Origin of the sequence: Flexistipes sp., from assembly GCF_036172515.1 — a bacterium.
GTDB lineage: Bacteria > Chrysiogenota > Deferribacteres > Deferribacterales > Flexistipitaceae > Flexistipes.
The window spans coordinates 149,887-161,683 of sequence record NZ_JAXKVW010000002.1 but is presented as its reverse complement, the minus strand read 5'-3'; the positions used below and the strand labels follow the sequence as shown (position 1 = coordinate 161,683).

Annotated in this window: 8 protein-coding genes; 3 read left to right on the top strand and 5 right to left on the bottom strand. The window is 38.0% G+C overall.

Annotated features, from left to right (window positions below; all coding sequences use genetic code 11):
- Position 1: 1 nt before the first annotated feature.
- Positions 2–1,378 (bottom strand): RsmB/NOP family class I SAM-dependent RNA methyltransferase, encoded by a 1,377-nt coding sequence (locus UMU13_RS02430; RefSeq protein ID WP_328216959.1) that lies wholly within the window; start codon positions 1,376–1,378, stop codon positions 2–4.
- Positions 1,379–1,453: 75 nt separating this feature from the next.
- Here UMU13_RS02430 and hypF point away from each other — a divergent pair, with 75 nt between their 5' ends.
- Positions 1,454–3,700, top strand: a complete 2,247-nt coding sequence (gene hypF, locus UMU13_RS02425; RefSeq protein WP_328216957.1) for a carbamoyltransferase HypF — start codon at positions 1,454–1,456, stop codon at positions 3,698–3,700.
- Here the strand turns inward: hypF and UMU13_RS02420 are convergent.
- Together UMU13_RS02420 and UMU13_RS02415 are read right to left on the bottom strand one after the other, a co-directional pair.
- Positions 3,697–4,785 (bottom strand): branched-chain amino acid aminotransferase, encoded by a 1,089-nt coding sequence (locus UMU13_RS02420; protein ID WP_328216955.1) that lies wholly within the window; start codon positions 4,783–4,785, stop codon positions 3,697–3,699. The genes hypF and UMU13_RS02420 overlap by 4 nt on opposite strands.
- Positions 4,786–4,936: 151 nt before the next feature.
- Positions 4,937–6,541, bottom strand: coding sequence for a hypothetical protein (locus tag UMU13_RS02415; RefSeq protein ID WP_328216953.1), 1,605 nt, complete (start codon positions 6,539–6,541; stop codon positions 4,937–4,939).
- Between the two features lie 528 nt (positions 6,542–7,069).
- Between UMU13_RS02415 and UMU13_RS02410 the strand changes: the two genes are divergently transcribed.
- Together UMU13_RS02410 and UMU13_RS02405 are read left to right on the top strand one after the other, a co-directional pair.
- A complete protein-coding gene (locus UMU13_RS02410; RefSeq protein ID WP_328216952.1) occupies positions 7,070–7,891 on the top strand; it encodes a sulfite exporter TauE/SafE family protein in 822 nt (273 codons plus the stop codon).
- Positions 7,892–7,893: 2 nt separating this feature from the next.
- On the top strand, positions 7,894–8,232 hold the full coding sequence (locus UMU13_RS02405; RefSeq protein ID WP_328216951.1) for a DUF1634 domain-containing protein: 339 nt from the start codon (positions 7,894–7,896) through the stop codon (positions 8,230–8,232).
- A gap of 2 nt (positions 8,233–8,234) precedes the next feature.
- Here UMU13_RS02405 and UMU13_RS02400 read toward each other — a convergent pair whose 3' ends face one another.
- Together UMU13_RS02400 and UMU13_RS02395 are read right to left on the bottom strand one after the other, a co-directional pair.
- Complete coding sequence (locus UMU13_RS02400) at positions 8,235–11,447, bottom strand: SpoIIE family protein phosphatase (RefSeq protein ID WP_328216949.1); 3,213 nt, start codon at positions 11,445–11,447, stop codon at positions 8,235–8,237.
- Positions 11,440–11,643: a hypothetical protein gene (locus UMU13_RS02395; RefSeq protein WP_328216947.1), complete on the bottom strand. Its 204-nt coding sequence runs from the start codon at positions 11,641–11,643 to the stop codon at positions 11,440–11,442. Before UMU13_RS02395 ends, UMU13_RS02400 begins: the two co-directional genes overlap by 8 nt.
- Between the last annotated feature and the right edge of the window lie 154 nt (positions 11,644–11,797).

Here is an 11,797-nt window from a genome sequence, read left to right as displayed (position 1 = left end):
CTTATTTCCCGTACAGAAAATATCTGTCTAGCTTATTTTTCAGTCTGCCGTTAACTCCCTTAACGGTTCCCACAGGTAAGTTGTCATAAAATGCAAACAGATTATTCCCTTTTAACGGAGGTACTTTATTGATATCATGGCCCTTAAGGTAATTATCGGCTTCATCGATACTCAGCCTTACTATGTAAGGCTCCTTTGCCGAGCAACCGAATTCCCATAAAAACTGTGAAGAAACCTCAATATCATCTCCTGCAAATTTTCCCGATTTTAAGCCTGTTTTGAAAAATTTTATGCCGGGATCAATGTTATTCTCCATAAAAATCAAACCTTTTACTTCTCTAAACACCCCCGGTGGCAGTTCTTTATTAAAAAATTTCTGAAAAGTTTGAGTATATTTGTTTTTTGACTCTTTTCTACTGGCCTTCTGCTGCATTGCCCCCGGTTTCCTTAAAGCAGCAGAGAAAAATCCGTCATAAGTGGTTCGCTGCATGTTATTTTTCATATTTTCTATTTCGGGAAGAATTCGAAATACATTATCATCAATTCGCCCATCCCCGCTGAGTCCCTTATATGCAAAATCAGCCTCAAACCTGATAAATTCGATATCCTGGTATTTGTCTAAAAGGCTTTTGATCACACCTTCGTTCTCTTCAACGGAAAAAGTGCAGGTGGAATACACCAAAACGCCGCCAGGCTTCAGAGCCTCATAAGCGCTAAAAATCAACTCAGTCTGCAGCTTTTGCATTTTTTTCACTAAATCTTCAGACCAATTCCGGCTGACCTCAGGATTCCTGAATATTTTATTTTCATTGCTGCACGGTGCATCAAGAAGAATGCCGTCAAAAGTTTCTGGGAACATTTTTCCAACCACCCTTCCATCGACAGAAGTGGTTTTAACATTCCATGCACCGTATTTCTCCAGATTGAAATGAAGTGATTTTAATCTGGATTTGGAAACCTCATTTGCCACAATCAAGCCTCTTCGGGCAATTTTTTCACTTAGACCGGTAGTTTTCCCGCCGGGTGCAGCGCACATATCCAGTAAAACGGGCTCCTCATTGTTTTTTAAAGCACGGGAAAGCATATCCACAGGTATTATTGACGAGGGGTTTTGTATGTATATGCCTCCGGTTAAAAAAGCTATCGTATCAGAAACAGGAATATCATCCGTTAATTTGTAAAAATCACCAAAATAACGGTCGGGTAAATATTTAATTCCCCTGTCGTTCAGCTCTTTTAAATAATTAATATTTCTGACAGAATTGATTCTAAAATACTTCAAGGGCGGCAGCTGTAAAGCCTCGTGAAATCCGCTGAACTTTTCACCCAATAAATATTTGTATTTATCTTCAAATCGTTTTAAATTGATAATGGACATATTAATTCATTAATAGATAATTGTTGAAACAATTGCAATAATAATCAGCCGTGAAGGCTGCATGCGGGGAATTTTTTGGCTAAACAGTCATTTAAAATAATTGTAAAAGGTGTAGTTCAGGGAATAGGATTCAGACCCTTTATCTATAAACTTGCCAGAAAATATAATTTTAACGGTTTTGTCAAAAATACGAAAAACGGTGTGGAAATTCTTGTATCTGATGCCACTATAAATCAATTAGAGCTTTTTTGCCGGGATATTAAAGATTTATCCCCGGCTGGAGCAATAATAAGAGATATTGAGTATAAACAGTGCGAAAATACCAATTATTCAGAATTTAAAATCAGAAAATCAGAACACTCCGAAGGACTGACGGCAATTCCTCCTGATCTGTCTATATGTTTTGACTGCATAAAAGATATTTCTGAACCTGACAACAAACGTTATAGGTATCCATTCACAAATTGTACAAACTGCGGACCGAGATATTCCATCATTAAAAACATACCTTATGACAGATCCAAAACGACAATGGCGGAATTTCAGATGTGCGAATCGTGTCTGATCGAATATGAAGATGTTCTCGACCGCAGATATCACGCTCAGCCTGTCTGCTGTCATGTTTGCGGTCCTCAGATCATGTTAAACGGGCAAGCAGGTGAGAATGCTTTTAAAGCTGCTGCCGCGATAATAAATGAAGGCGAACTTCTCAATTTAAAAGGTCTCGGAGGCTATCAGATCATCTGCAACGCCGCTGATGATAAGGCAGCAAAAAAACTCAGAAAACTAAAAAACAGAAAAAACAAACCCTTAGCCTTAATGGTAAAAGATGCCGATACATTGAGAAAACATATCAGCATTGACAGCCAAAAAACCATCAAAATCCTTGATACACCTTCTGCACCTATTGTTATAGAAAATTGGGGTAAACTCCCAGTATCGGGATTCATAAATCCTTCTGGGGAGAAAATCGGCATTATGAAAGCTTACACGCCGCTTCATTACATTCTTTTCAATTATCTGAAAACGGACTTTATAGTAGCAACCAGCGGCAACCTGGCGGATGAGCCCATCTGTATAAATGAGCAGGAAGCATACGATAAATTATCTCATTTCAGCAAAAATTTTCTCACCCATAACAGACCAATTCACACCAGAGTAGACGACTCAGTCATCACAACGGCCGGAAGCAAAGAGTATATGCTCAGACGAGCACGGGGGTATGCGCCTCTCCCTGTTATCTTGCCTGAGAAGACACATTTGTGCATTGCGGGAATGGGAGCCCATCTTAAAAGCAGCATTACACTGGCAAAAAACAACTACGCTTTCACAAGTCAATACATAGGAGACCTTGACAACAGCAAAACAACAGATTTTTACAAAGAGGTTTATGAAAAGATGAAGCGACTTTTCGGCCTCAAACCTGAAATTTTGCTGACAGATCTCCATCCGGATTATTTTTCTTCAAAATTTGCCAAAAAAATCTGTACAGGAAAAATTGTAACCATACAGCATCACCATGCGCATCTATATTCATGCATGGCTGAACACGGTATTACAGACAATGTTATAGGCGTTATATTTGATGGAACCGGTTTGGGCAGTGACGGAAGCATCTGGGGTGGTGAGTTTTTTCTTCTCCAAAAAAGTCTCAGCAGGCAATTTCATCTGAAAAATTATCTTCAGCCGGGCCTGGACTCTGCAGCAAAACATCCTGTCCGCATGCTTACAGGTTATCTGCATCAGATGAATCTGTTAAATGAGCATATCGATAAAATTACACCTTTAATCCGGCAAAATGAGATAACTCTGATAAAAAAGATGACAGACAGAAAACTCAACAGTATCCCCACTTCAAGCGCAGGCAGGCTTTTTGAGGCTGCCGGAACTCTTTTGACCGGCGAAACAGTAAATGAGTACGAGGGTTTCACCGCTATTCTTTTGGAAAATATAATTAAAGATAAGCAAGCATCCGAATACTATCCGTGGGATTTAAAGAAAGACGAAATTGACTTTAAAAATTTCTTTGAAGGAATGCTGCACGACCTTGATAAAGATCTTCATCCCGGAGTCATATCAAAGAAATTTCACAACAGTGTAGCAATGATGATAACAGATATATGCAGCAAAATCCGGCAGCAAAGCGGATGCACAAGTGTTGTTTTAAGCGGCGGCGTTTTTCAGAATATATATCTTTTGGAAAAATCGGAAAAACTTCTGCAGAAAAACGGTTTCAACGTTTATATCCATAAAAATATCCCCCCAAATGATGGGGGGATTTCATTGGGACAGGTTTATAAATATATACTGGATAACCGTTAGATATTTCTTTCCACCTTTTGAAGCCAGCCTTCAGGCGCTTCATATTTGCCCGTCTGAATTCCTGTATATAAATCATAGATGTATTTGGTAATCTCGCCCACTTCGCCGTTGCCCACTGTCAGCTTACCTCCGTCCTCAAGCAGATATTCCCCAACAGCTGAGACCACAGCTGCTGTGCCGAATCCACCGGCTTCTTTAATATCACCGTTTTTAATTTCTGAAATAAAATCATCCACCTTAACCCGTTTTTGGACAATATCCAGCTGAAGTCTTTTTTGCAATTCTATGACAGACTCGGAAGTAATGGAACGCAGGACTGTGTCTGTAAACTCAGGAATAACAACACTATCATTACGGCTAATATGAAAATGATTCATGGAACCGGCTTCATCGATATAAGTATTTGTATGATCCAGATACAATACCTGATTGGCACCGTTTTTGTAGGCATATTCGCCAGCCTGAAGTGAGGCAGCATAATTGCCGGAAGCTTTTACATGCCCTGTGCCTCCGGGAACAGCACGATGATACTTTTTAGTTATCAATAGTTTTATTGGAGAAGTAAAGCCTTGGGGATAGTACGGTCCGCTTGGAGAAAGAATTACTGCAAAAGTATAAGACGAGCTGGGAAACACGCCAAGTGAATCTTGTGTGCCAAAAACAAAAGGTCTTATATAAAGTGAAGCTCCCTGTTGCACTGGAAACCACAATCTGTCCGTATCAATCAGTGCATGAACAGCCTTCATCTGGATATCCTCGGGGATTTCAGGCATACACAAAACACCGGCAGATTTATTTAATCTTTTTGCATTTTTGTCAAACCTGAATGTATAAATCTCTCCATCCTCATGCATAAATGCCTTCGCACCCTCAAAAATGGACTGTGCATAATGCAAAACAGTAGCACCTGGTGAAATACTGAAATCAGAATAGGGCACGATACGGGCATTTTCCCACTCACCATCTTTATAATCCATAAGGAACATATGGTCAGTTCTCAGCTGTCCAAAGGGAAGAGTTTTTTCAGGCTTCAACTGATTATTTCTTCTTTCATTTGAGGATTTTAGATTATATGCAATTTTCATAAAGCTATGCTCCTGTATCGTTTAAAAAAAACGGATATATTTTTGTGCTATTGAATATTATTAAGCGATATTTAAAATGTCAAGAAAATCCAAATATCAAAACATATTAAATCATTTATCGCTATCCAATCCTAATGTAAAATTTGAAAAATTATTTAATTTCCATATATATAAGCTCACTCTTTTCCCCATCGAACAGCCCTCCGCTGTATGTGCGAAGAAGAAAAACATAAACCTTGCCGAAACGCTCCTGTAAATAATAATCCACTATAACCGGCTTAAAAACATCAGATTCCCACACTCTCCGAAGCATATTGCCTTCCCATTTGTAACCGCCGAACTGGGAATCGGTAAACTTATCAAAGTTGGGAAGAAAACTGGCAAAAGGCTTATTTTTAATCATATAAAGCACTTTATCTTTAGTAACAAAAACCCTTCCTTTCAGATAATTTTTGTATTTCGCCAATTCAAAAGGTTTGTCCGCATAATCTTCACTGCTGAGCTTTTGCTTTATCTCTTCAGAAATCACAAAATAATTTGGTGTATCACCAAAACGGACGTTACTTTCATAGATTTTCTTTCCGGACTCGTATATTTCCAGATTATAATCATCGTCGACGTAAAAGTTTTCCAACTTTTTATCACCGTCGATATTACCCATTCCAAATCCAAACACACCAAATTCGGAAGTGTTCGGTATGGATTCACCTCTGTGGAAACCGGTATCAAATGCGTATTCATAAATATTGCCATAATACTCGCCCTTATATGAAACACGCTGGCAAAAGATTTTCTTTTCGTCATTTACAAGACCTGTTCTGAATAAAAACGGAATATCCGATTTAAGAAGTTTAAATCTCCCTTCTTCTGCCGAATACTCGAATATCATCGATTTTATCGACCGTGTATTTGAAATATTGGATACATATATTTCATCATGTCCGTTTTTGTTCAGGTCTGCTACTTCAATACTGACAATTTCATCAAAGTCACCTTTTATCTCATCTGCACGGGCAAAGCCTTTGGCTTTAAACTTGTAAATATCAATCTTTTCATCCCCGGCAGCAACAATATAATCAAAATTGTCTTTATAAATATTTCCCACTGCAATGGATTTATATTCAGCATCTATCGGGCTGCTTCTAAGCAAATCCACTGTGGAGGATTTGCCGGATTCTGCAGTTGCAGCAATATCTGCATAGTAAAAAGATCTGATTTCCTGCTGATTTGCGTAAATGTCAGCGGTAATCCCACCCTGTTTATCCTGAATGAATTTTATGCCATATTCAGGGTTTTCAGATATTCTAATGTTTTTGGCACCACTCATCTCCTGTTTTAACAAAAGCTGCAATCGCTGACCAAAATTCTCAAAAGTAACCGAAACATCAAAAGGGGGATTAACCATAACAAGATCCGCTTTTTTAAAAGGTTTTTCCCGGCTCACAATATCAGCTGTACTGTATTTCTCAAACAACTTATCTATCTTTATCTTTCCGACCTTTTCTTTCTTCTTTCCAAGAACTTCCCCTGTAATAGGGTGCTTGATGACTTCAGATTCTCTATAAACATTATACACTTTCCCCGGATAAGCACCATCTTCTGCAGTAAGATCAGTATAAACCTCATCGGAAGAAACCTCTATAATATAACCGCTTTTGCCGGCAAAGAACGCATCAATATCTTTTATAACCGGTTCAAATCTGGCAAAAGCCATGACCGGCAAAATCAGCAGAAATATCGTAATGATCTTTTTCATATTAAACCTCGTTTCAATAATATTATACATATCTTTAACATGTTTCATAAAACCATGCAAAATAAAATTGCCTGAATATAAGTTGGTTTTACCGCACAAAAAGTTCAAAAAACATTGGCCACATCAGTTGTTGAAACATATTTTGGTCTTGTCTGGCATCACCTCAAAAATCATATAAAAGTATTGTTTTACATATACTTAGCTAACATGACACTGATTTCAATGTAATTTGCACAAATGAAGCAGCCGATGTTTGAGAAACGTACTGCCGATTAGCGGTCACACCCTGTGTTGGAATGTAAATATGGATAAATATTTGCAAATAAAAACAATTATGAGAGGAGGGTGTAGACGGTTAGCGGCAGTAGTTTCGAGTTTCGGCTGCGAAATGCGTGCAAATTACATTGAAAAATATTTGCACTGCTAGCATCGGTCGAAAACCGATAAATTTGTGTACACAATAAAAAATGGGAAGGTAAAACAGCTATACACATTGACTTTACAGCATTTCTCCTATAATCTTCAGCAATGATTACAGCCTTTGCTCTTGTTTTTACAGGAATCTGCGTAGGTTTTCTCAGCGCTCTGCTGGGAATCGGCGGAGGAGCTTTAATTATTCCGGTAATGGTGATAGTATTCGGTTATCCCATACATACGGCTATTGCAACCAGTCTTATAGTAATTGTTGCAACAAGCTCAAGTGCAGCTTCTGTAAATGTCCTAAAAGGACTGGTAAATATACGCCTTGGTATATATCTTGAAATGATTACAGCTGCCGGTGCTGTTGCAGGCGGCTTAATCAGTACAAATCTCCCTGAAAAACCTCTTATGCTCTCATTTTCCATTTTCCTTTTGATAATGGCATTCTTATTTTACAAAGGAACCCGAGCCAAAGATGTTATGGAATATCAACAAAAAGACACTTCCGGAGTATTTCAGGCAAAGTTTTACGATACCCAAAAGAAGGATTATGTAACTTACAAAGCAAAAAATATTCCTTTAACCACACTTCTGTCAGGTTTTGCAGGCTTGATCTCCGGTTCGATGGGGCTTGGAGGGGGTATTTTCAAAGTACCGGCAATGAACGCTGTGTCTAAGTTACCTATGAAAACAGCCACAGCCACAAGTAATTTTATGATAGGCATGACTGCTTCGGCAGGAGCTCTGATATATTTTAAATCGGGTTATGTCCAGCCTTTGCCTTCGGGTATGATGGTTATTGGAGTGGTTCTTGGTTCAAATATTTCGGCTCGAACAGTCGGCAAAATAAAAGATGCTACAATAAAGAACATATTTTTGATATTCATAGTTTTTGTGGCAATTCAGATGCTTATAAGGTCGCTGGGTTAATAATGAAAAAAGTTCATATTACTACGTCAAAAATTCTCACATACGGAACAGTTCTGAGTCTTCTTCTTATTGTTTTGGCTTTGATTGAAATGCTTTTACTGCATACATCCATTGAAACCTACTCATCGGTTGATATTCTCCCCATTCTCAACGGACTTTTTTCAATGAATCCCACAGATACATTGTACAGCGCACTTCTGGTGATAATTTTTACCCCGGTAGCCAGTTTGATATATTTAACCTTCTTTTTCTTGATAGCCAAAGATATTCCTATGATTATTTTTTCTTTTACAGTGCTGTGTATAATTGTATCAGCAGTAATAATGGGGCTGGGAAGTTAAAATCATTTAAGACTTATCACAACCATGGTTACATCGTCCGTCTGGTCTCTGTCTCCCCTGAATTCAATGAGTGTATCCAGAATATATGACTTAAGTTCAGAGGGGTCTTTAAACATCACTCCGCATAGTGTCTTTTTCAGATTTTCAATACCGAAAAAATCTCCATAAATATTCTGTGTATCCGTTAAGCCATCGGTATAAGCAAGAATTGTTTCATTACCTTTCAGCTCAACCGTAAATTCTTTGAATGAATACTCGGAAAATACCCCCAGAAGCGGATCTCCGCCGGTAATTTCATAAGCTTCTTTACCTTTGTCACATATTATAGGAGGGTTCTGACCGGCATTGGCATATATAATCCTATTGTTCTTTGTATCCACTCTCATATAAATCATGGTAATGATGAATTCCAGTTTTGCCAAATCATCGTACATTCCCCTGTTAATGTGTCCGAGAATTTCCGCAGGAGATAACTCTCCTCTGCTGTTTACAATGCTTTTTATAAGACTTCTCACTTCGGACATGACAAGAGCGGATGCAATATTATGCCCGGAAACATCAGCCACAACAAAATCAAAACCGTCTTCCGTAACATTGAAAAAATCAAAATAGTCCCCACCCACATATTCAGAAGAAATACAGGTTGCATCAACCTTAAGTCCTCTTACTTCAGGAAATTTATCCGGCAGGAGTGAGTTTTGTATCTCTTTGGCAATTTGGAGCTCTTTGGAAATTTCGCGCATCTTTATAAGCTGCTCTGTCTGTTTACTGTTATCAATCAAAAAACCCATCTGGTTTGCAACACTCTGCAGAAGATCAAGGAATTCATCCGTAAATAGCCCTTTATATTCCTTTGAGAAAAATGAAAGCATCCCCTGCAACCTGCCCCCGATAATAATAGGGGTGTGACAGAAAGAAACTATACCGTGTCTTTTTAACTCAGAAGAAAACTGATTCAGCTCTATATGGTCTATATCATTAACAGCAAACTGCTTTCTAAGTTTTACAGCTTTTCCTATATAAGAATGCTCAGGCTCAAGTACCCTGTAACTGGAAATAAGCCCTCCGGTCATATCACCCACATAAGATACAGCAACAAGCTTTTCCTCTCTGATATTTCTCAGAATTACAAGGTCAAAACGGAATGTTTCCTTGATAAGTGAAAGTGCTCTGTCAATCTTTGACTGCAAATCTCCCACTCCGGCAAAAACCTTTGAAACATCAAGCAGGAGATTAAGCTCTGATAATCTTTTTATGAGTGTTTCCCGCGATTCTGTGACACTCAGTGAAACAAGATCCTTAAACACATCCATTACTTTCTGTTCCTTTGAACCGATCATATCCATATATGAATTTAAAATCAGTCTGGCGGCACCCGGTCCAACAGCTTCTGACAGATATTTTTCAGTCAATGACTTAATCTCTGTAATTTCAAAAGCATTCAGTTCACCACGCTTTTTATCAATGGATTCAAGATATTCATCGATTTTATTAGCAGCATATTTTTCACCAAAGAAATCTTTCAGAATATTTTGCATATCATCCACACCAAGTCCCGAAATCACCGCTTTGGACCTGATAAATCGCTCCAGTTTCAGTGCTTCCACGCATGCTGTAGCGGTTTCTTTTTCCGATTCACTCTGTTTTGAAAATATGGAAACTCCGAAAAAGAAGATAATATTAAGAAGCAGACTCCAGAAAAGTGAATGCGACCACATATCAAACCCGGAAAGCCCGAATAAGGCTGTCGGATTAAACAGGTATATTCCGAATAACCCGTCGTAAAGAATACTGTCAGGCAGAAGCCCGGCTTTTACAACAAATGGAATAATAAGTGTGTAAAACCATATCACAAATCCTGCAATAATCCCGGCAATTGCACCTTTTTCATTTACTGTTTTGAAAAACATGCCGCATATAATAATCGGAGCAAGTTGAGTTACCGCCGCAAAAGATGTAAGACCGAGGCTCACAAGTGAAAATGAGTTGCCCACAAAATAATAATACAAATATCCAAGCAGAATAATCACAATTATCATAAGTCTTTTTAAATTAATAAGAATAGAGCCGATCTTTTTTCTAACAAGAATACGGACGAAAAACGGTAAAAGTATATTGTTCACAAACACCGTCCCAAGACTGACCGAAGCAATAATAACCATTCCTGTACTGGCAGCTATTCCGCCCAGATATACCAGTATTGCCCAGAAGAACTGTTTTTCTTTTAAAAATATCGTTAAAGAATAATAATCGGCATTACCCGAATTCTGAAAAATAATTATGCCCGCAAAAGCAATAGGTATTACAAACAGATTTATAAGAAAAAGATACAATGGAAACAAGTACATTGATTTGGGTATATGACGCTCATTGAGATTTTCCACAACAGCCATGTGGAACTGCCTTGGCAGGAACATTACAGCCATCATACTCATAAGAATCACAGCCAGCCACTCGGAGGGTGAAGCGGCTGCTCCCTGAATAGTGGCAAGGGAATAAAACTTTCTTTGAACCTCGATATTGTCATTATTTATCATCTGTGTGAAGATGTCGGAAACACCATTAAACATCACAAAGGTGATCATAAATCCTGCCAGCAGAAAAATGGACAGTTTGAGAATCGATTCAAAGGCAATTGCACCAACTAAGGCAGGGTGTTTACGTTTATCTCCAAAATGCCTCGTACCAAAAACAGCTGAAAAAATGGCAATAAAAAGGGCTACGTAAAACGATTCGTCTTTAAAAATATTAGCCTCTCTGACAAGCTCATATCCGAGCATTATCTGAATGGTATCGCTCATAGATTTCAACTGCAGAGAAATATAAGGAATAACTCCCAGTAAACAAAATATAGCCGCAACAATACCAAGGATATTGGATTTCCCATATCTGAAACTGATGAAATCCACCAATGATGTTATGCTGTACTCTTCAGAAATCCGTACCATTTTCCGGAGCAGAAACCACCACGTAAAAATTACAAGAGTAGGCCCCAGATAAATTGCCAGAAACTCAATCCCGTGAGTAGTAAACCTTCCCACAGAACCATAATAGGTCCAGCTGGTGCAGTATACTGCCAGAGTTAACGTATACACATAAGGATTGTTCAGGAATGCAGGATTATTTTTATAAATTTTCTCAGAATAATACGCTACAACAAACAGTAGAATAAGATAACTGAATGTCACACTTGCCAGAACAGGCGGACTAATCATTTTCGTCTCTGTCTATTTTTTTAACAAACACATACACTATCAGTATCGAAAACAGCCATCCTATTATCAGATAATAATAAATTAAAGGGATATTAAAAATAAGCTGAAATTTGTCAAAAATAAGGAGAAAAGGAAAATTTATCATAACAAATCCCATGAAAAAAAACAAAAGCCAGAGATATAAAACCTTCTTCATAGATAAAATATACCACTTACAACTTTGATTTAAAAGGGGTTATCAAAACAAATTAATATTCAAGTTTCGCACTTGCGCATATTATAAGTCTTTGCGAGGAGTTACAACAACAAGATAATCTCTCTTTTTATATTATTTTGAAATTGCCACAGCC

What these genes read in the sequence shown, in the direction of transcription:
- UMU13_RS02430 (WP_328216959.1), bottom strand. Translation starts at nt 1,378, where the DNA reads ATGTCCATTATCAATTTAAAACGATTTGAAGATAAATACAAATATTTA.
- UMU13_RS02420 (WP_328216955.1), bottom strand. Translation starts at nt 4,785, where the DNA reads ATGAAAATTGCATATAATCTAAAATCCTCAAATGAAAGAAGAAATAAT.
- UMU13_RS02415 (WP_328216953.1), bottom strand. Translation starts at nt 6,541, where the DNA reads ATGAAAAAGATCATTACGATATTTCTGCTGATTTTGCCGGTCATGGCT.
- UMU13_RS02410 (WP_328216952.1), top strand. Translation starts at nt 7,070, where the DNA reads ATGATTACAGCCTTTGCTCTTGTTTTTACAGGAATCTGCGTAGGTTTT.
- UMU13_RS02405 (WP_328216951.1), top strand. Translation starts at nt 7,894, where the DNA reads ATGAAAAAAGTTCATATTACTACGTCAAAAATTCTCACATACGGAACA.
- UMU13_RS02400 (WP_328216949.1), bottom strand. Translation starts at nt 11,447, where the DNA reads ATGATTAGTCCGCCTGTTCTGGCAAGTGTGACATTCAGTTATCTTATT.
- UMU13_RS02395 (WP_328216947.1), bottom strand. Translation starts at nt 11,643, where the DNA reads ATGAAGAAGGTTTTATATCTCTGGCTTTTGTTTTTTTTCATGGGATTT.